The sequence below is a fragment of the Streptomyces sp. NPDC038200 genome (genome assembly GCF_055600785.1).
The window spans coordinates 42,521-67,646 of record NZ_JBVJYH010000019.1 but is presented as its reverse complement, the minus strand read 5'-3'; the positions used below and the strand labels follow the sequence as shown (position 1 = coordinate 67,646).

The 25,126-nt window shown below is 73.2% G+C and carries 26 protein-coding genes and 1 pseudogene; 15 read left to right on the top strand and 12 right to left on the bottom strand.

Annotated elements, in window-relative coordinates; all coding sequences use genetic code 11:
* Positions 1-9 precede the first annotated feature (9 nt).
* Positions 10-888 carry an MHYT domain-containing protein gene (locus ACZ7KF_RS31370; RefSeq protein ID WP_471082489.1) on the bottom strand — a complete coding sequence of 293 codons (879 nt, stop codon included), beginning with the start codon at positions 886-888 and terminating at the stop codon, positions 10-12.
* Positions 889-1,166: 278 nt separating this feature from the next.
* On the opposite strand from ACZ7KF_RS31370, the gene ACZ7KF_RS31365 reads away from it, so the two are divergent.
* The 4 genes from ACZ7KF_RS31365 to ACZ7KF_RS31350 all read left to right on the top strand — a co-directional run bounded on the left by ACZ7KF_RS31365 (position 1,167) and on the right by ACZ7KF_RS31350 (position 4,787).
* The gene (locus tag ACZ7KF_RS31365; protein WP_471082486.1) at positions 1,167-2,039 is read left to right on the top strand and encodes a glycerophosphodiester phosphodiesterase; all 873 of its coding nucleotides are present in this window, start codon (positions 1,167-1,169) and stop codon (positions 2,037-2,039) included.
* 41 nt (positions 2,040-2,080) lie between these two features.
* The gene (locus ACZ7KF_RS31360; protein ID WP_471082483.1) at positions 2,081-2,635 is read left to right on the top strand and encodes a methylated-DNA--[protein]-cysteine S-methyltransferase; all 555 of its coding nucleotides are present in this window, start codon (positions 2,081-2,083) and stop codon (positions 2,633-2,635) included.
* A 218-nt stretch (positions 2,636-2,853) separates the two neighbouring features.
* On the top strand, positions 2,854-3,762 hold the full coding sequence (locus tag ACZ7KF_RS31355) for a pseudouridine-5'-phosphate glycosidase (protein WP_471082480.1): 909 nt from the start codon (positions 2,854-2,856) through the stop codon (positions 3,760-3,762).
* Positions 3,759-4,787 carry a carbohydrate kinase family protein gene (locus tag ACZ7KF_RS31350; RefSeq protein ID WP_471082476.1) on the top strand — a complete coding sequence of 343 codons (1,029 nt, stop codon included), beginning with the start codon at positions 3,759-3,761 and terminating at the stop codon, positions 4,785-4,787. The genes ACZ7KF_RS31355 and ACZ7KF_RS31350 overlap by 4 nt, the downstream gene beginning before the upstream one ends.
* Before the next feature lie 7 nt (positions 4,788-4,794).
* Here ACZ7KF_RS31350 and ACZ7KF_RS31345 read toward each other — a convergent pair.
* Positions 4,795-5,169 (bottom strand): annotated as a pseudogene (locus tag ACZ7KF_RS31345) (class I SAM-dependent methyltransferase); the annotation flags it as partial.
* A 175-nt stretch (positions 5,170-5,344) separates the two neighbouring features.
* Between ACZ7KF_RS31345 and corA the strand changes: the two are divergent.
* Positions 5,345-6,472: a magnesium/cobalt transporter CorA gene (gene corA, locus ACZ7KF_RS31340; protein WP_471082473.1), complete on the top strand. Its 1,128-nt coding sequence runs from the start codon at positions 5,345-5,347 to the stop codon at positions 6,470-6,472.
* Positions 6,473-6,687: 215 nt separating this feature from the next.
* Here the strand turns inward: corA and ACZ7KF_RS31335 are convergent, their stop codons facing one another.
* Together ACZ7KF_RS31335 and ACZ7KF_RS31330 are read right to left on the bottom strand one after the other, a co-directional pair.
* Positions 6,688-7,320: a nucleoside/nucleotide kinase family protein gene (locus ACZ7KF_RS31335; RefSeq protein ID WP_471082470.1), complete on the bottom strand. Its 633-nt coding sequence runs from the start codon at positions 7,318-7,320 to the stop codon at positions 6,688-6,690.
* Between the two features lie 305 nt (positions 7,321-7,625).
* Positions 7,626-8,018, bottom strand: coding sequence for a winged helix-turn-helix transcriptional regulator (locus tag ACZ7KF_RS31330; RefSeq protein ID WP_471082467.1), 393 nt, complete (start codon positions 8,016-8,018; stop codon positions 7,626-7,628).
* Positions 8,019-8,115: 97 nt separating this feature from the next.
* Between ACZ7KF_RS31330 and ACZ7KF_RS31325 the strand changes: the two genes are divergently transcribed.
* The 3 genes from ACZ7KF_RS31325 to ACZ7KF_RS31315 all read left to right on the top strand — a co-directional run bounded on the left by ACZ7KF_RS31325 (position 8,116) and on the right by ACZ7KF_RS31315 (position 11,433).
* On the top strand, positions 8,116-8,808 hold the full coding sequence (locus ACZ7KF_RS31325) for an NAD(P)-dependent oxidoreductase (RefSeq protein ID WP_471082464.1): 693 nt from the start codon (positions 8,116-8,118) through the stop codon (positions 8,806-8,808).
* A 134-nt stretch (positions 8,809-8,942) separates the two neighbouring features.
* Entirely contained in the window at positions 8,943-9,749 is an 807-nt protein-coding gene (locus tag ACZ7KF_RS31320; RefSeq protein WP_471082461.1) for a DUF2293 domain-containing protein, read from the top strand.
* 196 nt (positions 9,750-9,945) lie between these two features.
* Positions 9,946-11,433 carry a glutamate synthase subunit beta gene (locus tag ACZ7KF_RS31315; RefSeq protein ID WP_471082458.1) on the top strand — a complete coding sequence of 496 codons (1,488 nt, stop codon included), beginning with the start codon at positions 9,946-9,948 and terminating at the stop codon, positions 11,431-11,433.
* Positions 11,434-11,505: 72 nt separating this feature from the next.
* On the opposite strand, the gene ACZ7KF_RS31310 is transcribed toward ACZ7KF_RS31315, so the two are convergent.
* Positions 11,506-12,024, bottom strand: coding sequence for a carboxymuconolactone decarboxylase family protein (locus tag ACZ7KF_RS31310; protein WP_471082455.1), 519 nt, complete (start codon positions 12,022-12,024; stop codon positions 11,506-11,508).
* Positions 12,025-12,070: 46 nt separating this feature from the next.
* Between ACZ7KF_RS31310 and pdxR the strand changes: the two genes are divergently transcribed.
* Positions 12,071-13,543 (top strand): MocR-like pyridoxine biosynthesis transcription factor PdxR, encoded by a 1,473-nt coding sequence (gene pdxR / locus ACZ7KF_RS31305; RefSeq protein ID WP_471082452.1) that lies wholly within the window; start codon positions 12,071-12,073, stop codon positions 13,541-13,543.
* A 113-nt stretch (positions 13,544-13,656) separates the two neighbouring features.
* Here the strand turns inward: pdxR and ACZ7KF_RS31300 are convergent, their stop codons facing one another.
* From ACZ7KF_RS31300 to ACZ7KF_RS31290, 3 genes are all read right to left on the bottom strand, one after another.
* Complete coding sequence (locus tag ACZ7KF_RS31300) at positions 13,657-14,127, bottom strand: SAM-dependent methyltransferase (protein WP_471082449.1); 471 nt, start codon at positions 14,125-14,127, stop codon at positions 13,657-13,659.
* A gap of 112 nt (positions 14,128-14,239) precedes the next feature.
* Positions 14,240-14,494 carry a DUF397 domain-containing protein gene (locus ACZ7KF_RS31295; protein WP_225822550.1) on the bottom strand — a complete coding sequence of 85 codons (255 nt, stop codon included), beginning with the start codon at positions 14,492-14,494 and terminating at the stop codon, positions 14,240-14,242.
* Positions 14,495-15,355 carry a helix-turn-helix domain-containing protein gene (locus ACZ7KF_RS31290; protein ID WP_471082446.1) on the bottom strand — a complete coding sequence of 287 codons (861 nt, stop codon included), beginning with the start codon at positions 15,353-15,355 and terminating at the stop codon, positions 14,495-14,497.
* A 217-nt stretch (positions 15,356-15,572) separates the two neighbouring features.
* Between ACZ7KF_RS31290 and ACZ7KF_RS31285 the strand changes: the two genes are divergently transcribed.
* From ACZ7KF_RS31285 to ACZ7KF_RS31275, 3 genes are all read left to right on the top strand, one after another.
* The gene (locus ACZ7KF_RS31285) at positions 15,573-16,343 is read left to right on the top strand and encodes an ATP-binding protein (protein ID WP_471082443.1); all 771 of its coding nucleotides are present in this window, start codon (positions 15,573-15,575) and stop codon (positions 16,341-16,343) included.
* A 152-nt stretch (positions 16,344-16,495) separates the two neighbouring features.
* Positions 16,496-16,888, top strand: coding sequence for a hypothetical protein (locus ACZ7KF_RS31280; RefSeq protein ID WP_471082802.1), 393 nt, complete (start codon positions 16,496-16,498; stop codon positions 16,886-16,888).
* Between the two features lie 234 nt (positions 16,889-17,122).
* Positions 17,123-19,057 carry an ABC transporter ATP-binding protein gene (locus tag ACZ7KF_RS31275; protein ID WP_471082800.1) on the top strand — a complete coding sequence of 645 codons (1,935 nt, stop codon included), beginning with the start codon at positions 17,123-17,125 and terminating at the stop codon, positions 19,055-19,057.
* Between the two features lie 104 nt (positions 19,058-19,161).
* On the opposite strand, the gene ACZ7KF_RS31270 is transcribed toward ACZ7KF_RS31275, so the two are convergent.
* From ACZ7KF_RS31270 to ACZ7KF_RS31255, 4 genes are all read right to left on the bottom strand, one after another.
* Positions 19,162-19,338 (bottom strand): hypothetical protein, encoded by a 177-nt coding sequence (locus tag ACZ7KF_RS31270; RefSeq protein WP_471082440.1) that lies wholly within the window; start codon positions 19,336-19,338, stop codon positions 19,162-19,164.
* Between the two features lie 153 nt (positions 19,339-19,491).
* Entirely contained in the window at positions 19,492-20,136 is a 645-nt protein-coding gene (locus tag ACZ7KF_RS31265) for a DUF899 domain-containing protein (protein ID WP_471082437.1), read from the bottom strand.
* 204 nt (positions 20,137-20,340) lie between these two features.
* Positions 20,341-22,230 carry an FUSC family protein gene (locus ACZ7KF_RS31260; protein ID WP_471082434.1) on the bottom strand — a complete coding sequence of 630 codons (1,890 nt, stop codon included), beginning with the start codon at positions 22,228-22,230 and terminating at the stop codon, positions 20,341-20,343.
* A 189-nt stretch (positions 22,231-22,419) separates the two neighbouring features.
* Positions 22,420-23,205, bottom strand: coding sequence for a nucleotidyltransferase domain-containing protein (locus tag ACZ7KF_RS31255; RefSeq protein ID WP_471082431.1), 786 nt, complete (start codon positions 23,203-23,205; stop codon positions 22,420-22,422).
* Positions 23,206-23,301: 96 nt separating this feature from the next.
* Here ACZ7KF_RS31255 and ACZ7KF_RS31250 point away from each other — a divergent pair, with 96 nt between their 5' ends.
* The 3 genes from ACZ7KF_RS31250 (at position 23,302) to ACZ7KF_RS31240 (ending at position 25,081) form a co-directional block, all read left to right on the top strand.
* The gene (locus tag ACZ7KF_RS31250) at positions 23,302-24,066 is read left to right on the top strand and encodes an SAM-dependent methyltransferase (protein ID WP_471082428.1); all 765 of its coding nucleotides are present in this window, start codon (positions 23,302-23,304) and stop codon (positions 24,064-24,066) included.
* 143 nt (positions 24,067-24,209) lie between these two features.
* Positions 24,210-24,629, top strand: a complete 420-nt coding sequence (locus tag ACZ7KF_RS31245; protein ID WP_471082425.1) for a RidA family protein — start codon at positions 24,210-24,212, stop codon at positions 24,627-24,629.
* Entirely contained in the window at positions 24,626-25,081 is a 456-nt protein-coding gene (locus ACZ7KF_RS31240) for a GNAT family N-acetyltransferase (RefSeq protein WP_471082422.1), read from the top strand. The genes ACZ7KF_RS31245 and ACZ7KF_RS31240 overlap by 4 nt, the downstream gene beginning before the upstream one ends.
* Positions 25,082-25,126: the final 45 nt, after the last annotated feature.

Sequence of the window (25,126 nt, the reverse complement as noted above, 5' to 3'; positions counted from 1 at the left end):
GGGTCCCGATCAGCGGTTCTGCGGGGTGCGGGAGCCGTGGTGCTCGGGCCGGCGAGCCGGGTGGCGTTCCTCGTGGAGGGTGGGGCGGCGGTCCGCGTGGGAGGCGACGGCCGAGGCCGGTACACCCGGTTTGTGCTCGACGGGCGTCCAGTGGCGCCGGCCCGTGACCAACAACGGGTCGAAGATCACGACGACGCCCGCGAGGAGCAGGAAGGCGAGCGGACCGATCAGCATCGGCGCGAGCGCGGAGGCCGCGGGCGCGCCCTCCGCGGAGTGGGAGGCCCCGTCGAGGTGGACGCTGAGGGCGGCCATCCCGGTGTAGTGCATGCCGCTGACCGCGAGCCCCATGACCAGGCTCGCGCCCACGCTCCACACGAAGCCGCGCACCTGTCCGGCGGCCCACAGGGCGGCGGTGGCGGCCACGACCGCTATGACGACGGAGGCGGCGACGGTGAACGTGTTGTAGCCGAACCGTCCGGGGAAGTGGACGCCCGCCATGCCGAGGTAGTGCATCGAGGCGACGCCCAGGCCGGTGATCGTGCCCCCGGTGAAGAGCGGGGTGCCGGTGGCGCCCCGGTAGCCGACGATGAAGATCCCTACGCCGACCATGAGGATGGCGAGTCCGAGGCTCGCGTAGGTGAGCGGCTTGTCGTAGTGGAGCGCCGTCTCCTTGACGGTGAAACCCATCATGGCGACGAAGTGCATGGTCCATATGCCGGAGCCGATGGCCGCCGAGCCGAGGGCCAGCCAGGCGGGACGCCGGGAGTGGGTGACCAGCAACGCCCGTGTGGTGCAGCGCAGGCCGAGGGCGCCGCCGAGGCAGGCCATCAGATAGGCCACCAACGGGGTGACGGCCCCGTAACTGAATCCGTCGACCGTGCCTTGCATCCGCGGCTGCCCTTCCGCCTTCTTGCGTCCCGGAATACCTGAAAGTGCCCCCGTCCCAGGACCGCGCGGGCGGTCAGGGTTGTCGCAGAGAGTATGACCCCCACCGGAATGGTCGAACGATTTTCCGGCAAAGAAACACGGCCTTGCCCCAGATGTGCGGCACCGGTGAGCGGCCTGGGACATCTCCGTTCAATCTGTGGTCATCGTGCACCCGGGTGCCGTTGACCCTCTGCTGTCAGGCTGGAGCTGTCGGTATCCGATCGACGCGAGGAGTACGCATGTACGCACGCGCAGTAGCCGCCACGGCCGCCGCGGCCCTGGGGGCGGTGACGGTCCTGCTGAGCCCCACGTCCGACGCCCGGGCCCACGAGGACCGCGTGCCCACGGTGATCGCCCACCGGGGTGCCTCCTCCTACGCACCCGAGAACACGCTGCCTGCCATCGACAAGGCCGCTGAGCTGGGCTTCGCCTGGGTCGAGAACGACGTCCAGCGCACGAAGGACGGCGAGCTGGTCGTTCTTCACGACGACAGCCTGCGGCGCACGACGAACGTCGAGGACGTCTTTCCCGGCCGCGCGCCGTGGAAGGTGAAGGACTTCACAGCCGCCGAGATCTCCCGGCTGGACGCGGGCGGCTGGTTCTCCCCCGCTTACGCGGGCGCGCGCGTGCCGACGCTGCGGCAGTACATGCGCCGGGTCGAGCACAACCACGAGAAACTGCTGCTGGAGATCAAGAACCCGGAGTCGTACCCGGGCATCGAGCAGCAGACGCTGAAGCTCCTCGGCAATGAGGGCTGGCTGGACGGCGGGCATCTGCGACGGCTGGTCGTGCAGAGCTTCAGCGCGGACAGTGTGCGGACCGTCCACGAGCTGAAGCCCGCGGTCACCACCGCCTACCTCGGTGCCCCCACCGTGCCGCAGCTGCCCGAATTCGCACGCTTCGCGGATCTGGTCAACCCCTCCCACGGGGCGCTGACCACGGGCTACGTCTCGGCCGTGCACGCTCTCGCCGGGCCCCACGGCCGGCGGCTCGGGGTGTTCGCCTGGACGGTGGACGACGCCGCCACCGCCCGTGACGTCGCGGGCTACGGGGTCGACGGGATCATCAGCAACAAGCCCGACGTGGTGCGGGCGGCGCTGGCTTCGGACTGAGCCGGGCGGGCGCTGTCAGTGGTGGGTCGTACCGTGGGCGCATGGACAGCCATGGGCAGGACGAGCGGCGGGTCGTGTGGGCCGTGGTCGGCACGGACATCGGTCCGCTGATGCTGGCGGCGACCCGGGACGGCCTGGTCAACGTCGTCTTCCACGCCTCGGACGCGGTGCGCGACCGGGCGCTGGAGCGGCTGGCCGCCCGGTTGGGCGGCCGGCTCGCGGAGGATCCCGAGGCACCGCTGCTGGCAGCGGCGATAAGCCAGATCCGGGCCTACTTCACGGGTGAGCGGCACGACTTCGACCTGCCGTTGGACTGGTCGCTGATCTCGGGGTTCAACCGGCAGGTGCTGCGTGAGCTGGCGTCCGGCGTGCCGTACGGCAGCGTGGTGGGATACGGCGATCTGGCGGGCCGGGTCGGACAGCCCGGCGGGGCGCAGGCGGTCGGCGCGGCGATGGGGGCCAATCCGCTGCCGGTGGTGGTGCCGTGCCACCGGGTCGTCGAGAGCGACGGCGGCATCGGCGGTTTCGGGGGCGGACTGGAGACCAAGCGGAAGCTGCTCGCGCTGGAGGGTGTGCTGCCCGAGCCGCTGTTCTGACCGGCCGGAGACGGTCGGTCCTCGTGGTGCCGCGCCTCGAAGGCGGTGCCGTCGGCCTCGCCGAACGACGGAAGATGCCGCCCGGTTCCGCCGGCGGCGCCGCCCGTCCGGTCCTTCCTGCGCGCCGGGACGGTGGCGTCCTCCACGGGTCACAAGCGTTTATCCGCGGCCGGTGACCGCCAGAGATGAGGAAGGACCGACGGACAGGAGGCGGGCACATGGTGCTGGTGGTGTCGGAAGAAGTCCGGGAGGCGATCGACGCGCGGCGGCCGGTGGTGGCCCTGGAGTCCACGATCATCGCGCACGGCCTGCCCCGCCCGCGCAACCTGCAGGTGGCGCATGAGCTGGAGGAGGCGGTGCGGCGGGAGGGCGCCGTGCCGGCGACCATAGCCGTGCTCGACGGGCGGCCCCGGGTCGGTCTGGACAAGGATCAGCTGGAGCGGGTCGCGAACGAGGACGGCATCCGCAAGCTGGGCCACCGTGACCTGCCGCTCGCCGTGGCGGCGGGGGCGAGCGGGGCGACCACCGTGTCGGCGACGGCGCAGCTGGCCGCGCTGGCGGGGGTCCGGGTGTTCGCCACCGGCGGGCTGGGCGGTGTGCACCGGGAGTGGACGGTGACCCAGGACGAGTCGGCCGACCTGGGTCTGCTGGCGCGCACGCGGATCACGGTGGTGTGCGCGGGCGTGAAGTCGATCCTGGACGTACCCGCGACGCTCCAGCGGCTGGAGACCCTGGGCGTGGCCGTCGCCGGGTACGGCACGCACCGGTTCCCCGGCTTCTATCTGTCGGACTCGGGCCATCCCGTCGACTGGACACTGGACACCCCGGAGCAGGTCGCAGCCGTCATGCGCGGCCAGGACGCGCTGGACGCGCCGGCGTCGGCGCTGATCGTCGCCCATCCCGTCCCGGAGGCGGAGCAGCTCGATCCCGAGCTGCACGCGCGTGTGCTCGCCGACGCGCTGCGCGCCTGCGCGGAGCAGGGGGTCACCGGTCAGGCGGTCACACCGTTTCTGCTGGACTACCTGGTCCAACACACCGACGGAGCCTCGCTGCGCGCCAACCTGGCGGCGGTGCGCGGGAACGTACGGCTGGCGGCGCGCATCGCCACGGCGTGGACCAGGGGGTGAGCACGGGCCGGAACGGAGCGCTGCTGGTCGTCGGGGACGTGGTCACGGACGTGGTCGCCCGGCATCGGGGACCGCTCGCGGCCGGCACCGACACGGCCGCCGTGATCCGGACGCTGCCGGGCGGCGCGGGCGCCAATGTGGCCTGCTGGGCCGCCCACGAGGGCTGCGGGGACGTGCGGCTGCTGGGGCGGGTCGGCGCGGACGCCGCCGCGTGGCACGAACGGGAACTGGTCGCGGCGGGGGTGCGGCCCCGGCTGGTGGTGGATCCGGAGGCGGCGACCGGGACGGTGATCTGTCTCGTCGACACGGGTGCGGCGGCCGAGCGGACTTTTCTGACGGACAGCGGGGCGTCCCTGCGGCTCGGACCCGCCGACTGGTCGGATGCGTTGCTCGACGGAGTGGACCGGCTGCATCTGTCGGGCTACCTGCTGTTCACGCGGTCCAGCCGGGCGCTCGCCGAGACGGCTCTCGCGGCGGCACGCGCACGTGGTGTGCCGGTGAGCCTGGACCCGGCGTCCGCCGGTTTTCTGCGAGAGCTGGGGGCGGATCGCTTCCTGGCGTTCGCGCAGGAGGTGGACCTGCTGCTGCCGAGCCGGGACGAGGCGTGTCTGTTGACGGGGCTGCCGGAGCCGGCGGACGCGGCGGCCGAGTTGAGCCGTCTCGTGCCGCTGGTGGTGGCCAAGGCGGGCACGGACGGGGCGCTGGTGGCGCGGTCCGGCACCGTACAGGTCCGGGTCCCGGCCGAGCCCGCGGTGCCTCGGGACACCACGGGCGCGGGTGACGCCTTCACCGGCGCCTTTCTCGCCGCCCTGCTCGCGGGCGCGGCTCCCGAGGAGGCGGCGGCATGCGGCTGTCGGGCGGGCGCGCGGGCGGTGCGAGGGGTGGGCGGCAGACCCCCTCGTCGGGGCGACGGGGGCTGGGCGGACGGGGACGCCCCGGGCCGGTCCCCGGGCGCGGGCGGCCTGCCGACGGCGAGGACGGTCCTGGCTCGCGAGGGCCGCGGCGCCGACGATCAGGCTGTGTAGCCCCATACTGCAACGCCCGTTCCCGGTCCGGCACATGGACGAGGACGAGCCGGGCGTGGACCAGGTCGAAGCGCTCTCCCGGCGGCTCCTCGGCGCCCACGTCGTGGACGCGGACCTCCACCGGCGGCCGTGCCGCAGGGGCGAGCCGCGTGGTGTCGACGTCGGTGGCGACGACCTGGCCGGTCGGCCCCACCTTCTCGGCGAGCCACGACACGACGGAGGTTCCTCCGGCCCCGACTTCCCAGCAGCGCCGCCCCGGCCCGATGCCGAGTCCTTCGATGTGCCGGAAGGTCGTGGGGTCGAAGAGGGCGGTGAAGGCGTCGAAGCGCCGGCCCGCCTCGGTCTGCTGGTTGTCCAGGAGGTATCCATCAGATCGCGTCACGCCTCCGATCACCCCAGTCGCCCGGCTTGTCCGGTTCGGCGCGTCCTCCGTCCACAGGCGGGAACAAAGCGGAACTCCCTGTTCCCACAGGCTTGCCCGCGCTGTGCCCGCGGCTGGCAGACTTGCCGGGCAAGGCGCGGAAGTGCCGCGAGGAGATCCACGCGAGGAGATCCAGATGTCGATGGCAGGGAATCTGCGGAAGGTCACGGGCCTCGGCAGGGTCGGCGGGCTGCGCAAGGTGGCGCGGCTGGCCCGGCGTCGGCCGCGCGTGGACCTGAGCCATCCCGCCAGGTCGCCGCTGGGCTCCTCGGTGGTGAACTGCGTGACGTACCAGGACGGCGTGCGCGTGCCCGAGTGCGCCGACCTGGTGGATGCCGTGCGGCTGGTGCGCAAGACCGGCGAGGGCTTCGTGTGGCTGGGGCTGCACGAGCCGACGGAACGGGAGTTCGCCGGCATCGCCGAGTTGTTCGATCTGCATCCGCTGGCGGTGGAGGACGCGGTCGAGGCGCATCAGCGGCCGAAGCTGGAGCATTACGGGGACACGCTCTTCGCGGTGTTCAAGACCGTCTGTTACGTGGAGCACGAGCAGCTGACGGCGACCAGCGAGGTGGTGGACACCGGCGAGATCATGGTGTTCGTCGGCGAGGACTTCGTGATCACGGTCCGGCACGGCCGGCACGGCTCACTGGGCCCGCTGCGCGAGGAGTTGGAGGCGGATCCGCACCAGCTGGCCAAGGGGCCAGCCGCGGTGCTGCACGCGATCGCCGACCATGTGGTCGACGAGTATCTGAACGTCACGGACGCGGTGCAGGCCGACATCGACCAGGTCGAGACGGAGGTGTTCTCGGAGAACGGCGCGCGTCTCGACCCGGGCCGCATCTACCAGATGAAGCGTGAACTGCTGGAGCTGAAGCGGGCGGTGGTCCCTCTGGGCCGCCCGGTGGAGGACCTGGCCACCCGGCCGATACGGGCCGTCGCCCCGGAGATACAGGCCTACTTCCGGGATGTCCTCGACCATCTGATCCGGGCCAAGGAACAGATCGCCGCGTTCGACGAACTCCTCAACTCCATCCTCCAGGCGCATCTCGCGCAGGTGACCGTCGCGCAGAACGAGGACATGCGGAAGATCACTGCCTGGGCCGCGGTGATCGCCGTGCCGACGATGGTGTGCGGGGTGTACGGCATGAACTTCGAGCACATGCCGGAGCTGCACTGGCAGTTCGGCTATCCCCTGGTGATGACCGTGATGGCGGGGGCGTGTCTGGCGCTGTACCGGGGCTTCCGGCGCAACGGCTGGCTCTGAGCACCGGGGCACGCGGCGGCTGCGGGCGCGCCACCGGGGTGGAGCGGGGGCGCGTCGGGGACTGATCGGCGAGGATCCGACCCGCCTTGCAGAGGTGTGGCCGCGGCAGGGGGTGGGCCGTCCCGGCAGCGCTTCGACTGTCCCGGCAGGGGCTGACCGGGTCGGCACATGACTGGCTGCATCGCCGGACCGGGCCTCGGACAGCGCATTCCGCATCAGCCGCTCCAGGCGGGGTGGCGTGGGTCGTCGGCGCGTACCAGTACATCCGCCGTCCCCGCCGGGTCGGTCTCGGACTCGTAGCGTTCGAAGGCGGGGAGGGTCCAGTGGTCGGCCTCCGGGGTACGGCGGCGCAGGGCGCCCGGGGAGAGGAGGAGGTGCACGGTGAGATCGAAGGGGAACCAGTGGCGCAGCAGGAGGGGGCCGTGGAGCAACAGGATCCCGCCGGGCGGGAGGTGGACGTAGGGGCTGCGGGTGGCCCGGTCGGTGGCCGGATCCCACAAGTCCGGCAGGACCCGCCCGCTGCCTCCGGGGTCGAGCGGGCCGAAGACCTCACGCCAGAGGGCACCCGTGTCGAACCACCCGCTGTAATACGACTCCGCGTCCCGCCGCCCGTGTTCCAGCCGCAGCGAGGCGGGACGCAGGAAGCCCTCGGTCCCTATCACCAGCGAGGGCCGGCCACGGACCCGCAGCGCCTCTCCGACACGCACGGCCAGGTCTCCGGGCTGAGCGGCCGGGGCACCGTCGAAGCCGGCGCGCTGCCAGGCCCCTCCCTCGTCCGGTGCCGCACCGGCCAGCCGGTCGGCGAGCTGCTCGGCCAGTCGGTCCCAGGTGATCGCTTCGAGTCGCACAGGCCCATGATGCCGGGTGGCCCGGGAGAGCGGCGCGGCTGCCGGTGCGGGAACCGGATGGTGGAAGGCCGCCGACAGGACCGCCGTGAAGGAAGCCCCTCGGACAGGGGTGGCGAACGACGGCGTGCGGTCGGTGAGGCGGTGGGCGCACCGAAGCGAGCCCGGTCGGCCGGTCGGTGAGGCGCGGGAGGCGCGGGAGGCGCGGGAGGCGCGGGAGGCGCGGGAGGCGCCGGAGTGAGCCTGGTCGCAGGGGTGTGGGCCGGCCGAGGTGGTCCCGCGGTGCCGGTCCGGAGCGGCGGTGCCGGTCAGTCGAGGGGGCTGGCCGCGCGGCGGGCCGCGAGCAGGGCGGGGAGGTGGGTCTCGCTCCAGGCGCGGGCCGCGTCGAGCAGGGGGATCAGGGTGCGACCGAGGGAGGTGAGGGCGTATTCGACGCGGGGTGGGTTCTCGTCGTAGGCGGTGCGGGTCACCAGGCCGTCGCGTTCCATCGCGCGCAGGGTCTCGCTGAGGACCTTGGGAGTGACGGCCTTGAGCGGGACCCTCAGTTCACCGAAGCGGCGCGGACCGTTCTGGAGACAGCGGATCACCATGCCGGACCACTTGTCACCGACCCGGACGGGCATGGCGGTGGACGGACAGAGGGGGTGGAACATGTCGGGATCGAGAGGTGCGGGACGGTCGCGGTCCGTCGCGTCGGTCATGCGTCGAGGGTAGCGCCGGTTCCGTTGCGGTAACCGGGGGTCTGCTTCCTAACGTCCTGGTCGGACGCGAACAGCGTGCGACGACTGGGAGGTTGGGATGAGCGGAATCGTGGTCTTCGGCGCCGGCGGCCGGGCCGGCCGGGCGGTGACCTCGGAGGCACGCGCGCGTGGGTACGCGGTGACGGCCGTGGTGCGGGATCCGGCGCGGTATCCGGATCTCGGCGCGGAAGGCGTCACGGTCGTGCGGGGTGACGTCACGGATCCGGTAGCGGTCGCCCGGACCGCTGCGGGGCATGCCGGCGCCGTGCACGCCGTCTCGCCGTTCAGCGGGCCGGAGCAGGGCTTCGACACGCTGGATCCCGGGTTCTTCGTGGCGGCGGCCGACGCGCTGCTCGACGGGCTCGCCGCGGCAGGTGTGGGCCGGCTCGTCGCGGTCGGCCTGGGCGCGAACCTGCTCGGCGCGGACGGGCGGCCCGTGATGGACGACCCGCTCGCGTTCCCGCCGGAGATCCGGCCGTTCGCGCTGGCCCACACCGCCGGGCTCCACCGGCTGCGGGAACGCGGGGACGGGCCCGTCGACTGGGTGATGCTCACCCCCGCCGGGCACCTGGAGCAGGGTGGTGCCCGGACCGGACGGTACCGCTTCGGCGGGGAGCGGGTGCCCGGCGACGACCGTGAGCCGTGGCTGTCGTACGCGGATCTCGCGGTGGCGACGGTGGACGAGATCGAGGGACCGAAGCGGCACCGTACGCGGGTGTCGGTGTTCAACTTCCGCAACGAGAGGGGGTAGTTCCGAGGAGCGCAGAGGCGGAGGAGGCACCGGGGGGCGGGACCGGAGGACGGGCGGGAGCGAGTACGGCGGCGGGATCGGCGGACGAGGAGACGGCGTGGGAGACGTGGCCGGCGGCGGGGAAAGTACCGCGTATGGCGCTCCCCGCAACTCCCCGCTCCCCGGGTCGGCTTGTCGTCTTCCAGCCGTTGAAGCGCAAGCGGTGCGCCGGCTGCAAGCGCGGTCCGCTGTCGCTGCTGGTGCTGGAGGAGGGCGTACCGCGGTGCCTGGACTGTGCCGACCTCGGGCATCTGGTGTTCCTGCCGCGGGGCGACACCGCTCTGACCCGCAGGTCGCGGGAGGAGAGCACGTTGTCGGCCGTCGTGGTGCGCTTCAACCGGCGCAGGAGCCGCTACGAGCGTCAGGGCGTGCTCGTGGAGGAGGACGCGCTGGCCCGGGCCGAGGCCCGTTGTCTCGCGGACGCGGAGGCGCGGCGGCGACGGCGGGCCCGGGACGCGCGGCACAGGGCGGCGGAGGACGAACGGTTCGCGGCTGCGTTCGCGGCCGAGATCCTGCGGCTGTTCCCCGGCTGTCCGGCCGAGCGGGCCCGGGGCATCGCGGCCCACGCGTCGGTGCGTGGCAGCGGGCGGGTCGGGCGCAGCGCGGCCGGGCGGGCGCTGACCGAGGGAGCGGTGATCTCGGCGGTCGTGGCGGGTGTCAGACATGTGGACACGCCCTACGACGAGCTGCTGATGAGCGGGACACCCCGGTACGAGGCACGGCGTCGGATCGCGCCGGTCGTGGAGACCGTGTTGCGGGAGTGGCGGGAGGGACAGCAGGGTGCCGGGCGCGGCCCGGGTGGAACGGAGCGCGGGCGTGGAGATGATCGACGGGCCGTTACGGCTCACCAGGCCCTCCGTCCTCCGGGACTCCCACGGCTCCGCCCTGAGCGGCGGCCCTGAGCGGCGGTCCTGAGCGGCGGTCCTGAGCGCGGCCGGAGCCGGCCGGCCGTGGGCCGAGGAACCCGTGGAGAAAGCGCTGTCCGCCACTCTGCGCGGCCGTCGGCGCGGACGTATCGTGGCCGGAAGAGTGCCGCCCGATGACGCACGGCCCTTCGTACACCCGGTGCCTCCGGTGCCCGTACGCGAGGAAGACACCATGGCCGATCCCAAGGGGTTCATGACCACGCCGCGCCAGGAATGGCCGCGGCGGCCCGTCGAGCAGCGGGTGCGGGACTGGGACGAGGTGTACGTCCCGGGAGCGCTGCTGCCCATCATCAGCAAGCAGGCCGATCGCTGCATGGACTGCGGCATCCCGTTCTGCCATCAGGCCTGCCCGCTGGGCAATCTCATCCCCGAGTGGAACGACCTGGTCTCCCGGGAGGACTGGCGGGCCGCGAGCGACCGGCTGCACGCCACCAACAACTTTCCGGAGTTCACCGGGCGGCTGTGTCCGGCGCCGTGCGAGGCGGGGTGCGTGCTGGCGATCAACCAGCCGGCCGTCACCATCAAGAACGTCGAGTGCGCGATCGCGGACAAGGCGTGGGAGGAGGGTTTCACACCGCCCCGGCCGCCCGAGCGGCTGACCGGGAAGACGGTCGCCGTCATCGGCTCCGGGCCCACCGGACTCGCCGCGGCGCAGCAGCTGACCCGTGCCGGGCACACGGTCGCGGTGTACGAGAGGGACGACCGGATCGGCGGGCTGATGCGCTACGGCATCCCCGCGTTCAAGATGGAGAAGCGGCATCTGGAGCGGCGGATCGAGCAGATGCGGGCCGAGGGGACGAAGTTCCGTACGTCGACGGCGGTCGGCCGGGACGTTCCGGCGGACGAGTTGCGGACCCGGTACGACGCGGTGGTGATCGCGACGGGAGCGACGGCGTGGCGGGAACTCGACGTGCCGGGCCGGTCGTTGCACGGGATACACCAGGCGATGGAGTATCTGCCGCTGGCGAACCGGGTGTGCGAGGGGGATCTGGAGGTCTCGCCGCTGTCGGCCGCCGGCAAGCATGTGGTGATCGTCGGTGGTGGTGACACCGGGGCGGACTGTCTGGGCACCGCGGTGCGGGAGAAGGCCGCGTCCGTGACCCAGCTGGACATCTACGCGCAGCCGGGTGCGGAGCGCGACGAGGACACCGAGCCGTGGCCGACGTATCCGAAGATCTACCGGCTGTCGGCCGCGCACCAGGAGGCGGGGGAACTGGGCACGGCACCGGCGGCGGACGCGGACGCGCGGCTGTTCGCGGCGTCCACGCTCCGCTTCACCGGAGACGAGCGGGGGTATGTGCGGTCACTGCATCTGGTGGAGGTCGACGAGCAACGCCTTGCGGTGCCGGGCACCGGGCGGACGCTCCCCGCCGACCTGGTGCTGCTCGCCCTCGGATTCTCCGGGCCCGACCGGGAGGACGGGCTGATCGACCAGCTGGGGCTGGCGCTGCAGCCGCGCGGCACGGTCGCCCGGGACGACGGCTTCGCGACCAATGTCCCCGGGGTGTTCGCGGCCGGGGACGCGGCGCGCGGGCAGTCGCTCATCGTGTGGGCGATAGCGGAGGGACGGGCGGTCGCGGCGGCCGTCGACCACTATCTGACGGGGAGTTCCCGGCTCCCGTCCCCGATCTCGGCCACGGACCGGCCGATGGTGGTCTGAGGCCTCGTCAGGGGGCGGGTGTCGGGCGGCGATGCACGGGGGGAGGTACACAGGGACGCTACGGGGGCGGTGTCAGCCCCTGCGCTCGTCCGTGCCCGCCACCTTGCCCGTGGCCAGGGCCACGCGGTTCCACGTGTTGATCGTGAGGATCAGGGAGAGGACGTGGGCCAGTTCCTCGTCGTCGAACTGGGCGGCGGCCTCGGCGTAGACGGTGTCGGGGACGCCGCCGTCGGCGACCAGGGTCACCGCCTCCGTCAGGGCGAGGGCGGCCTGTTCCTTCGGGGTGAAGAAGTGCCGGGCCTCTCGCCAGACGGCGACCAGGTGCAGCCGGTCCTCGCTCTCGCCGGCCTTGCGGGCGTCGTTGGTGTGCATGTGCAGGCAGTAGGCGCAGTGGTTGAGATGCGAGGCGCGGATCTGGATCAGTTCGACGAGGGCCGGGTCGAGCCCCTGACGGGCGGCGGCGTCGAAGCCGATGATCGCACGGAAGACCTTCGGGGCCGCCTTCGCGAAGTCCAGGCGGGTACGGGCGGCCTCGGCGGCGGCGATCCCGGTGGTGATGTCGGTGGCGGCGGGGTTCGTGTTCGTCGTCATGTCTTTAATCTATGGGTCGGAAAGACCGGCTGTAGGGTGCATTTCCATGACGGAATCATGGGTCAATTCCGCGGAGCGGATCGGTGCCGATCTGCACCTGGAGCTGTCGGGACCGGGGGGTCGACGGGCGGCGCTCACCAGGGCGCTGCGAGACGCCGTACGCAGCGGCCGGCTGGCGCCGGGCACCCGGCTGCCGCCGTACCGGTCGCTGGCGGCGGACCTGGGCGTGGCCCGCAACACGGTGGCCGACGCGTACGCGGAGCTGGTCGCGGAGGGCTGGCTGACCGCCCGGCAGGGTTCCGGGACGCGGGTCGCCGCGGGGGTGCTTCCCTCGTCCTTGGGGCGGCGGGGGGACGCCGGGCCGCTGCGCCACGCCGTACGGACGCCCGTGAAGGCGCCCCTCCGCGCGCGGGGGCCGCGGCACGACCTGCGGCAGGGCACGCCGGACGCGTCGGCGTTCCCGCGCGCGGCCTGGGCGGCCTCCTACCGCCGGGCGCTGCAGGAGGCTCCGAGCGAGGTGTTCGGGCCGGGCGATCCCGCCGGGCGCCGGGAGCTGCGGGAGACGCTGACGGACTACCTGGCACGCGCGCGGGGGGTGCGGACCGAGCCGGACCGGATCGTGATCTGCTCGGGCTTCGCGCACGCGCTGCGGCTGCTGTTCGACCGGGGTACGCGGGACGGGCCGGGCGGGGGCGGGGTGCTGCGCGGTCCGCTGGGCGTGGAGGCGTTGGGGCTGGGCTTCCACCGGGAGCTGCTCGCGGCGGCCGGCGTGCGGACCGTGCCGCTGCCGCTCGACGAGGACGGTGCGCGGGTGGAGGGGCTCGGGCGCGAGCGGGCCGTGCTGCTGACGCCCGCCCATCAGTTCCCGACCGGCGGCCCGCTGCACCCGGAGCGTCGGGCCGGGGTGATCGACTGGGCACGCGCGCGGGGGACGGTGGTGCTGGAGGACGACTACGACGGCGAGTTCCGGTACGACCGCCGGCCCGTCGGCGCGCTGCAGGGGCTCGATCCGGACCGGGTGATCTACATCGGGTCGGTCAGCAAGAGTCTGTCACCGGCGTTGCGGCTGGGCTGGATGGTCCTGCCGCAACGGTATGTGGAGCCGGTGCTGAGGGCGAAGGGCGAGCGGGAGGCATGGGCGAGCGTCCTGGACCAGCTCGCTCTCGCGGACTTCATCGCCTGCGGATCGTACGACCGTCATGTGCGGCGCATGCGGCAGGCGTACCGGCGCCGCCGTGACCGGCTCGTCGCCGCCCTCGCCGAGCACGCGCCGCACATCGAGGTGACGGGCATCGCGGCCGGACTGCACGCGGTGCTGCGGCTGCCGCCCGGCACGGAGCGGTCGACGCTGAAGGCCGCCGTGTGGCAGGGCGTCGCCCTCGACGGTCTTGCCGCGTTCCGGCATCCGCAGAGTCCGACGGCGGCCGTCGACGGCCTGGTGGTGGGGTACGCGGCCCCCGCCGAACATGCCTACGGGGCGGCGCTGGAGGCGCTGTGCGAGGTGCTGCCGCCGGGGTGAGCCCGGGAGAACGGTCGGGGTGGGCCGATCCGGAGGTCGTGGGGGTGGGCCGGTTCGGAGAGCGGGGGTCGGCGGCGGTGACGTGGGCACCCGCGCGCCTCGCCGCCCTCGTGCTACGGCTTGCGTGCCACCGCCCCGTATCCCGGGATGACGCCGTCGTCCTGGCCGGGGACCGGCTCGCCCAGTTCGGCGGCCTGCAGATACTCGGTGGCGCCCTCCGGGGTGCTGCGCAGCAGGGCCGCCGCGTGGGCCAGCACGATCGGGTCGTTGTCGCAGGAGACGACCCGGGCGTCGGGGGCGGTCCGCTGGGCGACCTGGTGCAGGTTCGGCTCGGTGGGTATGCCGGTGCCGATGTCCAGGAACTGCCGTACGCCCTGCTGGGCCAGCCGGCGCGTGGCGCGGTGCATGAACGTGCGGTTGACCCGGGCCATCACCGGCACCCGGGGCTCCAGGGCCAGCGGCTGCCGGCCCGTCGCCTCGTCGACGGGGTAGTTGTCCTTGCCGCCGAGATACCAGTCGTACATCCTCGCGGGGTGCGGCTTGCTGGTGTCGATCTCGATGGCCGTCGGGTCCTGCCCTGTCATGCGGCATTCCGTAAGCGTCGAACGCGTCGGGTGATCACGTCGGATTCACGATAAGCAAGTGGGGCACAGCACAAAAAAGTCGACGGGCACACGGGCCGGTCCGCCGGTGAGTTCAGGACAGCAGGAAGTCGGCCTCCCCCGCCTTGGCGCCCTCGATGAACGCGGTCATCTCGGCCATGGTGTAGATCAGCGCCGGGCCGTCCGGGTCGGTCGACTGGCGCACGGCGATCCGGCCGTCGGCCAGCTTCATCGCCTCCAGGCAGTTGCCGCCGTTGCCGCCGCTCCAGGGCTTGTGCCACCCCTCGCTGCCCAACTCCCGCGCGGGCATGCCGTTGTAGACGCGTCCGCGCGGCTTGATGCGATCCATTCACAGCTCCTTGCGGAGATCCCGGAGGATCTCCTTCGTGCGTTGTGCCGTAGCGGCCTGCGCCGCCATGCGGTCCATGACCTCCAGGTGGGTCGCCACCTCGGTGCGCGCGTCCAGGTAGACGGCGCCGGTCAGGTACTCGCTGTAGACCATGTCCGGCAGTTCTGACATGGCGAATCGGAACAGCACGAAGGGTCCGTACGTTCCCGGGTGCGGCCCGTTCTCGAACGGGGCGACCTGGAGCGTCACATGGGACAGCTTCGTGGCCTGGAGCAACTTGTCGATCTGCGCGCGCATCACCTCCGGGCCGCCGACCGGGCGGCGCAGGGCGGTCTCGTCCATCACCGCCCAGAAGCGGGGGGCGTCGGAACGGGTGAGCAGGTCCTGGCGTTGCATGCGCAGCGCGACGTGCCGCTCGATGTCGTCCGGGCTCGTCTGGCCGATGGCGCCGGATTTCAGCACCGCGCGCGCGTAGTCCTCGGTCTGGAGGAGGCCGGGGACGAAGTGCGGCTCGTAGGAGCGGATGAGGCTGGCCGCGCCCTCCAGGCTCACGTACATCGAGAACCAGTTCGGCAGGATGTCGTGGAACCGCTGCCACCAGCCGGGCTTGTTCGCCTCCTCGGCCAGCTGGACGAAGACCTCCGCCTCGTCGTCGGGGACGCCGTAGGCCTTCAGCAGCAGTTGCAGGTACGGGATCTTGAGGGAGACCTCGGCCATCTCCATGCGGCGGACGGTGGCGGGGGCGACTCGGAGGACCCGGGCGGCCTCCTCGCGCTTCAGTCCGGCGCGTTCCCGCAGGTCCAGCAGGCGCCGGCCGAGGACCACCTGGCCCACCGTCGGCGCGGACCGCGGTTCGCTCACGCTCCCACCTCCACCGAAAAGCCTCCACCGAAAGTTTCCTGACAGCCCTACGGCGCCATTCGAAGGTTCATTCGAAGACCGGGTCGGATCTCCGAGGACTTCAATTGGCGCCGCGCGAGGTGCTGTTGCGAGCAGTGTGCCACGGCCTCTGACCGAGTCACACTGCACTCTGCAATTTTCAGAGTGACCCTTGCCAAGTGTCCACGGCGGGGAGATAGTGGCAAGCGTGATTCCGTCCGCGCCCTTAGGAACAGACGCCGCCGCAGACCCCTCCGGTCTCGGTGCCGCCGGGAGTCCCCCCGCGCAAGCCCGTTCGGGCCCGGGGGGAGGAACATCCCCCCTCGGGGGCGCCGCCCGGCGCAGGTTCCACTTCGAGCTGGCCGCACATCCGGGTTCCGCCGCCCAGGCAAGACGCCTGACGCGCGCTCGGCTGTCCGGCTGGTCGGTCTGCGCGGACACCTGTGACACCGCGGCTCTGGTCATATCCGAGCTGGTCACCAACGCGATCGTGCACACGGCCGGCAGCCGGGTCGTGTGCGAACTGCACGACCACGACGACACGGTGCGCATCGCCGTACGAGACGAGGGCTGTGCTCCTGGTGAACCCCATCCGTCTCCGCAGCGACCCGATGAGGAGCACGGGAGGGGGTTGCTTCTCGTCGACGCGCTGTGCCGGGCCTGGGGTGCCCAGGAGCACGGCCCCGGCCTGCTGGTCTGGGCCGAACTGCACCGCGGGGCCGACACCGGCCACGACATCGCCGAGCCGCGCGGCGACCTGGGCTGGGGCGCCCGCCCCAAGCCGGGCCGCCCCGACGACTCCGACGAGGACCGGCCGGCCGAAGCGAGCCGGCGGGAGCAGGAACAGGGCGGGCAGGCGGAGCCCGAGCAGCACCGGCAGGTCACCCGTCCGGAGCGGCTTCGGCACACGGCGCCGGAGCAGCGGCGGTACCGGGCGCCGGAGCAGCGGCTTCCCGGGGAGCGGCCGTGACGGGCACCGGGGGCTCAGGGCAGCCCGGCGGCATCGGTGCCGGCCCGGAACGCGCCGCCGCTGAGCGCAGTACCGGTGGGCACGACGGCAGTGGGCGCGACAGCAAGGGGCGTGCCGGCGCCGAACACTCCCTCGGCGCGCAGGCCCTCGGTCTGGACACCCTGGTACGTCTGCAGCGCCGGCGACCGGCCCCGGACCGGGGTCACCGGCTGTCGCTGCCGGAGGGCATGACGGCTCCGCTCGGCTGTGACGCCGTGGCCGTGCCCGACCGCCTCGGCCCGCTCGTCGTACCCAAGCTGCCGCGGGTGGGCTGCGTGTACACCGACGGCTCCCACTGGTGGTGGATCGTTCCGTCGGACTCCGACTACGCCCTCCCCTGGCCGGCCCCGGCCCACTACGCCACCGGCGCCCTGGTCACCGGCGCCGCCCGGCTGATCCACCGCCCGCAGGGCACGGTCCCGTACACACCGCCGATCCCGCTGTACCTGGCCCTGTGCCGGGTGACGGGAACGGCACCGGACTGGTCCCGGGCAGTCTCGGCGTAGCCACAGCCGTCTCGACGTAGCCCGTCGGGTCCCGTCGGGCCCCGTGCATCGCGTTCGCGCTTCCTCCGCGCCCCTCGTACTCCGTCTCGCGCCCTGCCGAGGCGCGGCCCAGGCCGCGATAGTGGCCGTCCAGTCGGGGTCCGGGAGGTCACGGTGAGGAAGCGACGCGAGGCGGCCGAGCCCGTGGTGTCGGCGTCGGAACGGCTGCTGTTCGGCGGGCCGCTGCGCTACGACATGGGCTGGAACCAGCACGCGGACGCCTTCCTGGCGCTGAGCTTCCGGGCGATGCTGGTCCGGCTCCCCGGAATGCTGGCGTCCAGTCTCCGGCTCGCCCGGCAGGCCGACGCGCGGGCCGCCAGGGTGGTGCTGGCCGCCGAGGTGGGCCGGGGCGCGGCCCAGGCGGTGAGCCTGCTCGCCGTGAACAACGCGCTCGGCAAGCTGCTGACCGGCTCGGACATCGAGCAGCGGCTGCGTTCGGCGGGCCCCGCCCTCGTCGTGATGGCCGCCGTGATGCTGGTCGCCGCGCTGCTGCGGGCCGCCTCCACCTACGCCACGGGACGGCTGGAGCCCAAGGTGGAGCGGGTGGCGACGGAGCTGTACCTGGAGCGCGCGGCCAACGTCGAGCTGGCCGCGATCGAGGACCACGCCTTCCACAAGCTGCTGGACACGGCCCAGTACGGCGCCCGGTCCGCCCGGCACATGATGAGCTACAGCGCCCGGGTGATCAACGCGATGATCTCGCTGGTCGCCGCGGCGAGCGTCCTGACCGTGCTGCATCCGCTGCTGCTGCCCCTGCTCGTCACCATGACCCTGCCCAGCGCCTGGAGCGCGCTGACCAACGCCCGGCGCCGCTACGAGTCCTTCCACACCTGGGTGCAGCACGCCCGGGCCGGCCAGCTGATCAGCAGCCTGCTCACCGAGCCGGCCGCCGCCCCCGAGATCCGGGTGCACGGCGTGGGGCCGTTCCTGCTGCGCCACTTCCGGTCCATGTCGGAGACCGCGGAGGCGGAGCAGGCCCGGCTGTCCCGGCTGGCCGCCCGGACCGGTCTGATCGCCGCGACCTGGACGGGCCTCGCCACCCTCGCGACGTACGCGACGCTGGGTGCGCTGCTGCTGGCCGGTGCGATGGCCCTGTCGGTGGCCGGTACGGCGGTGATCGCGATCCGTACGGGTGCGGCGAGCCTGGACACGCTGGTCCTGGAGATCAACCAGCTGCACGAGGAGGCCCTGTTCGTGGGTGATCTCCAGCGGATGTACACCGCGGCGGCCGAGCGGGCGATCCCGGTGGGCGGGGAGCCGCTGCCGGAGGACCCCGAGGAGATCCGCTTCGAGCACGTCACGTTCAGCTATCCCAGCGATCCGCGCCCGGAGCCGGCGGACGCCCCGCCGGGAGAAGCGCTGCCGCACACCGCCCGCCCCGCCCTCGACGACGTCACCCTCACCCTCCCCCTCGGCCGCATCATCGCGCTCGTCGGGGAGAACGGCTCGGGCAAGACGACGCTGGTCAAGCTGCTCGCGGGGCTGTACACGCCGGACCGCGGCCGGATCCTGTGGGACGGGGTGGACGCCTCGCGTGCCGACCGGCGGCTGCTCGCCGAGCGCATCGCGATGGTGGCCCAGGACTTCAAGCGCTGGCCGTTCACCGCCCGGGTCAACGTGGCCGTCGGCCGCTCCGCCGCGCCCATGACCGAGGAGCGCCTGGCCACGTCGATCGCCGAGGCGGGGGCCGAGGAGGTGGTCGGGGAGCTGCCGCGCGGCCTGGACACGCTGCTGGCCCGGAACTTCAGCGGCGGGCACGAGTTGTCCGGCGGCCAGTGGCAGCGGCTCGGCATCGCCCGGGCGGCCTATCGGCGCGGGAGCATCCTGATCGTGGACGAACCGACGGCGGCGCTGGACGCGCGGGCCGAGCTGGAGGTCTTCGAGAAGATCCGCGCGCTGGCGGGCGGCGGGCAGACGGTCGTCCTGATCACCCACCGGCTGGCCTCGGTCCGGCATGCCGACCTGGTGCACGTGCTGGAGCACGGGCGTCTGGTGGAGTCCGGCGCTCCGGAGGAGCTGCTGGCCAGGGGCGGTGTCTACGCGGAGCTGTACTCGCTGCAGGCGCGGCAGTTCACGGCGGAGAGCCCGGCACGGACCCCACGGAAGGTACCCGCGCCGAAGCCGGCCTGAGTCACCCCGGCGTCACCCGCCCCCGAACCCCGCCACGGCACCCGCCTGGACACGGCCCCGGCCCCGGCCCTGGCCCCGGATCCGGATCCGAAGCCGGAGCCGGCTCATTCGGCCGCCTCTCCACCGCGGACGATCACCAGGAACGTGTCCGTCGCGAGGTCCATGACGACCTCGGCGGGCAGCCCTTCCAGACGCCGGGCGTGCGCGAACTCCTCCGCGGGCCAGGAGCCCCGCGGACCACCGGCGGGAAAGCGTTCGAGCACCGTTCGCCCGTTCACCATCTCGCACCTCCAGAAAGCCTCGTCCGTAAGGGAGTTAACGCTCTGGAGAGGGGAAAGGGCTCGCTCAGTCACCCGACTGAGACATTACCGACACTGGTTCGGCGCGGACCGTGAGGATCCGTTCACCTTGTGACACGAACCGCACCCTCCGTGTCAGAAGTCGTACTCGTCGTGCAGGCGGAGCCGGTCGCTGCCGGCGGGCCTGCGGCCGAGCGCGGTCAGGTCGAGCAGGGCCGCCGTGGTGCCCAGTTCGTCCAGCCCGTCGTCGTACACCGAATAGGTGTGGAAGACCCGGTCGTGGTCGCGCAGGAAACAGCTGAGCCCCGGGCGCTCGACCTGGCCGCCGCCCGAGTCGACGGTGGCCTCGAAGTCTCGGTTGAAGTCGCTGTGCGACGAGGAGTACCAGGGCACCGCCCAGCCCATCCGCGCCTTGAACGGCAGGATCCGGATGAACGGCGCCCGGGAGACGGCCGCGAAGGAGGTGTTCCGGGCACGCAGATGGGCGAGGTGGCCGACCTGGTCCAGGAAGGCCGCGCAGCACGGGCAGCCGGCCGCCCACTCCGGCGCGAACATGAAGTGATGGACGACGAGCTGCGCCCGTCCCTCGAAGAGGTCGAGCAGGGTGGCCTTGCCGTCGCCGCCCTCGAAGACGTACTCCGGGTCGACCTCGACCATGGGCAGCCGCCGGCGCTCGGCGCCGATGACCTCGCGCGCCCGTCTGACCGCCTCCTCCTTGCGCAGCAACTCCTCGCGCGCCGCGCGCCACTGCTCGCGCGAGACGATCTCCGGAAGCGACATGGGCCCTCCTGTCCGACGGTCGGTTCGGGGTGGTGACCGCCGACGGGAGCGGAACTCATCGCCGGACAGGGGGATTTTTTCGGCCAACCCTCGGCGGATCGTTGTCGGCCAGGGCTCGGGGCCGCACCCACGCACCCGCATCCGCGCACCCGCGCACTCGTCCTACGCCCGGCTCCTGCCGGGGCCGGGCGGCGCCCCGTACGGCTACGCGGCCGTGGGCAGCGGTACCCGCACCCCGCGCCGCTCCAGCTCCCCCACCGCTTCCCGCAGTTGGCGAAGGTGCCGGGAGGTTAGCCGCCCGCTGTCGTCGAGGTGCACGGCGCAGGCGGTGGTGGTGTCCACGAGCCGTTCCAGTTCCTCGGCGACGGCGTCCGTGCCCGCGGTGTGCCGGGCGAGGGCGGGCAGTTCGGCGGCGGAGACCGCGATGGCGGTACGGGCCTCGGCGAGGGTGCGGTAGGCCTCCCGGCGCAGCGCCCACCGCTCGGCGCGGTCGTCGGTCTCGCCGAGCACGTGCAGGAGATAGGCGTGCGCGGCGCCGCCGGCCGCCGCGAGCCGGTCGCGCACCCCGCCGCCCCGCTTTCCCGGCATCGGCAGGTGCCCGACGACCAGCACGAGCGCGCAGGCCAGCAGGGTCTCGCCGATCCGGCTGACCGATGCCTGCGGCTCGCCGCCGGCCATGACCAGGGCGAGGACGAGGACGGTGACGACTGCGGTGAGCGCCGCGAAGTGCCGGGTGGCGACCGGTATGGCGGCACCGCACACCGCCACCAGCGCGATCAGCCCGGCCGGGCGGGGCAGCAGCGCGGCGAGGCCGGCGAACACCACGGCGCCGAGCACGGTGCCGGCGGCCCGGCACAGCACGCGCGAGGCGAGCGGGCCGAGGTCGGGCTTGACGAGGAAGACGGCGGTGGCGGGCAGCCAGTACCAGTGCGCGTGCTGCCCGTACCAGCGGGTGTGGTGCAGGGCCTGGGCGATGGCGGCGCTGGCGCCGAAGCAGAGGGCGACACGCAGCCCGTACTCGCGTCCGCCGGCACCGAGCGCGGCCCGCAACGCGTCCCGGAACCCGCGGCGCCGGCCGAGCAGCCCGCGCTCGGCGCCCTCGCCCCGGTCGAAGGCCTCGGCGGCACGCAGCAGGGCGTCGTCCAGGGCGCGCAGGGCGGGGATCGTGGGGGTCCCGCCGCGCGAGCGAAGCCGGGCGCCGGGGAGGTGCGGCGCGGGCAGCGGGCCGGTCCCGGTGTCACCGCGGACGGCGGCGGCGAGCCGCCGGGGTCCCTCCGCCGCCCGCGCCGGCACGGGCTCCCCGGCCCAGTGGAGGGCGGTGGCGGCCTCGGCGAGGGGCAGGGCCGCCGCGAACCGGGCGTGCAGTCGGCGCTCGGCGGCGGATCCGGTGTACCGGCGCAGCCGGGGGCCGGCGAGGGCGTCCTGGGCGTGGTCGAGCGCGGCGGTCAGCGCGGCCCGTCGGGCTGTGGCCCGCTCGCCGCCCGCGGCATCGACGAGCGCGGCGATCGCGTCGTACACGTCGGCGACCGCTGCCCGCTCCCCGTCGAACCGGAAGTCACCGGCGAGGGAGCCGGGGGTGGGCAGGACGAGCCGCAGCACCAGCAGCCAGCCGGCGCCGGCCAGGAAGGCCAGGGCCCGCTGCCAGCCGCTCTCGGCAGCCGGCATCCCGGCGCCGACGGCCGCGGCGACGAGCAGCTGCGTACCGGCGGCGGAGGCGACGGGCCCGACGGCACTGATGCCGCCGGCGACCAGTCCCAGCGCGGTGAGCGCCAGGGTCAGCGGTACGGCGGCGAGCCCCTGACCCGCGTACGTTCCCGCGAGCAACCCCAGGGCTCCGGCCAGGGCGGGGGCCCCGAGTCGCTGGACGGACGCCCGCCGGCCGCCGGGGCGGTCGTTGATGCCGGCGAGCATCGCGCCGATGGCGGCGAGCACCCCGTCGGCCGGCTGCCCGAGGAGCAGCCCGGCGAGCAGCAGCGGTCCGGCGGCCAGCGCCCCTCGGCAGACCGCGCTCCAGGGGACGGGACCGCGCTGGGCACGGAAGGCGTGGGCGAGCCAGAGGGGTACGGCGAGCCGGGTCACGGGGTTCCTGTTCATACGAGGGCGGGGTGGGCCTTCGGACGACGGTGGCCGGTGGAGGTGGTTCCACGGTAGATCGCGTTCCCTGAGCAAACGGGACGATCACGTTTCAGGGAGGTGAAAGATGCCACGGACGTCCGGTTTCTTTATGAACGCAATGCCTTCGGTGCCCTCAGGAACGGATGCCCGCGAGCGCCCGCGCCGTTCTCACGAAGGGGACGGGCGCGCGGTGCGCAACGCACCGGCGATGATCTCCTCGGTCTCGGCCACGGCGGCGGCGAGGGCGTCGGGCTCGGCCCGCAGGGCGTCCACCACCGCGTCGATCCCGCGCAGCCCGGCCCGCTCCAGCAGCCGCTTCTCGTTCGTCACCCACTCCCCGCGGGCCGCGAGCACGGCGTGGGCGGACTGGGTGGCGGCCGTGGCGAGGGCTCCGGCGGTCTCGGTGAGGCGGCCGTGCGGGGCGTGGTGGGCCTTGGCGTAGGAGAGGGTGGCGCGCGCGGTGCCGGACCAGCGGTCGGCGGCGGTGCGGCGCAGCTCGGGCGGATACCCGGACGGGCGCGGGAGGTCGCCCCGCAGCACCTGGTTGAGCGCCAGCTCGGCGACGACCAGGTAGCTGGGGATCCCGGCCAGGTGGAACAGCAGCGGCTCCACCCGGAAGCGGCCCTGCCGTGCCTCGGTCAGTTCGTGTTCGACGACGTCCAGGTCCCGGTAGTGCACGTCGACCCGGCGTCCGTCGATGGTCAGCCAGGCGCCGCCGTTGAAGACACCGCCGCCCCAGCCGCCGATCTCGGACACCTCGCCCGGCCAGCCGACCGCGCGCAGGTCGTCCGGGTCGAAGGGGCCGCGGTAGTAGACGGCCAGGTCCCAGTCGCTGTCCGGGCGGTGGGTGCCCGCGGCGCGGGATCCGCCGAGGGCCACCGCCCGGACGGTGGGGAGGGCGGCCAGGCGGTCGGCGGTGACGGCGAGGAAGTCGGCGTCGGAGATCTGGGGCATGTGTCCAGCCTGGCGCGGACCCGTGGAGTTCCGCTCCTGAAATTCCGACGGAAATCGAGTTGTACGGAGACGGGGCGTCGATTTGAGTTCGTGATCGTGACTGCTTTGACTGATCTTGTACGACCGGACCGCTACCCGCGCTCGTCCCGTTACGACCCGGCGTGGCTCGTCGGTCTCGACATGGGACCCAACCCGCTGTGGCTCCTGGAGGACCTGGCCCGGGACCTCGATCTGCGTCCCGGGATGCGGGTCCTGGACCTCGGCTCCGGCAAGGGCGCCACGTCGGTGTTCCTGGCCCGTGAGTACGGCGTGGACGTCGTCGCCGCCGACTGGTGGATCCCCGCGCGGGACGCGGCCGCGGTCTTCGCCGAGGCGGGGGTCGCCGACCGGGTCGAGGCCGTACGGACGGAGGCGCACGTCCTGCCGTTCGAGCCGGAGAGCTTCGACGCGATCGTGAGCATCGACGCCTTCGAGTACTTCGGCACGGCGGACGGCTACCTGCCCTACCTGGTGCGGTTCCTGCGCCCCGGCGGCCAACTGGGCGTGGCCACGCCCGGCATGACCCGGGAGGTCCGCGCACTCGGCGCGATCCCCGACCACATCAAGCGGGTGGTCGGCTGGGAGGCCATCGCCTGGCACACGCCCGAGTGGTGGCGCTTCCAGTGGGAGATCACCGAGCTGGTGGAGGTCACGTCCGCTCGGCTCCAGGAGGACGCCTGGCGGGACTGGCTGCTGTGGGCGCGGGCCTGTGCCGAGCAGCGGCCGGACGGCGCGGCGGCCGACCAGCCAGTGATCGACATGCTCACCGAGGACGGTGGGGAGTTCCTCTCCTTCGCCCTGGTGACCGCCCGCAAGAGGTGACCGCCGGCGCGGTCGTCGCGGGCTTGGCCGGCGCGTCCGGACGGTAATTCGGATGCGGGCGGGGCCGGGAACGTCCCATCATCGGCAGGCCGTACGTCGATCCGTCCGGCAGGCCGTTCGTCGATCCTTCAGGAGCCGCTTCCGTGATCCGGCGCGTCACCGCCCCCGCTCTCTTCCCTCCGCCCACCTACGCCCACGCCTCCGTCGTCGAGGCCGGCACGAAGCTCGCGTTCCTCGCCGGGGCGGTGCCGCTCACCGCCGGCGGCGAGCTGGTGGGGCCCGGGGATCCGGTGCGCCAGGCCGAGCAGGTGATCGCCAATCTGCGCGAGCAACTGCTGTCCATCGGCAGCGACTTGGAGCATGTGGTGGCGACCGAGGTGTACGTGGTGAGCAGCGAGCCCGCCACCCTGTCCGAGGTGTGGAACGTGGTGGAGGCGTCGGGCCTGAGCCGGGGTCCGCACTCGTCGACGCTGCTCGGGGTCTCCTGTCTCGGGTACACCGGGCAGCTGGTGGAGATCACGGCGACGGCCGTGGTGCCCGAGCGGGAAGGCGGGGACCGATGACGGGCGCGGTGGTGCTGCGCCGTGCCGTGGCGGCGGACGCCCGCGCCGCCGCGGACGTCTATCTGCGGTCCTTCGACGCCGCGTTGCCGACGGTCGTCCGCGCGCGCACCGACGACGAGGTCCGGGACTACATCCGGGACGTCGTGGTGCCCTCGCGGGAGACCTGGGTCGCGGAAGCGGCCGGGACGGGTGTCGTCGGCCTGATGGTCCTGGAGGGGGCCCTGCTGTCCCAGCTGTACCTGGCGCCCGAGTGGCGCGGGCGGGGCATCGGGGACCGGTTCGTCGCGCTGGCCAAGGAGCGCGCTCCGGGCGGGCTGAGCCTGTGGACGTTCCAGGTCAACGAGCCCGCCCATCGCTTCTACGAGCGGCACGGTTTCGTCGCCGCCGAGCACACGGACGGCAGCGGCAACGAGGAGCGCGAACCGGACGTCCGTTACGTCTGGCAGCCCTGAGCCTCCCGGATATCCGCCCCGTCCGGCGCCCCTGAGCCCCTGGAT